This is a genomic window from Bacillus sp. SIMBA_008, assembly GCF_046535495.1.
In the GTDB taxonomy this organism is placed as follows: Bacteria; Bacillota; Bacilli; order Bacillales; family Bacillaceae; genus Bacillus; species Bacillus subtilis.
Genome location: NZ_JAWRWL010000880.1, coordinates 1 through 253, shown reverse-complemented (window position 1 = coordinate 253; position 253 = coordinate 1). Strand labels below are relative to the sequence as shown.

Here is a 253-nt window from a genome sequence, read left to right as displayed (position 1 = left end):
CAGGTCGTCGGGGAGGTACGCGGCGGGGTCGAAGTCGCTCATGACAGGGCCTCCAGGAGCTGGCGGATCGATTCCTCGGGCTTGTCGCGGTGCAGGGAGGGGCCGGCGCCCTCGACGACCGACATCGTGAACCGGGGATTGGCGGCGAGCACCTCGGCGGCCAGGTCGCCGGTGAAGATGCTGTAGACAGCAGGATCGGCGGCGATCACGTGCGTGGGGACGGTCACCCGCTCCGCCTGCTCCCGCACATCCC

At 70.4% G+C, this 253-nt stretch carries 1 protein-coding gene; it reads right to left on the bottom strand.

Features of this window, described 5'->3' with window-relative positions; translation table 11 throughout:
• Positions 1-38: 38 nt before the first annotated feature.
• Positions 39-253: alpha/beta fold hydrolase (locus tag SB658_RS25875; RefSeq protein WP_410603336.1), on the bottom strand; the 215-nt coding region annotated here is incomplete at its 5' end.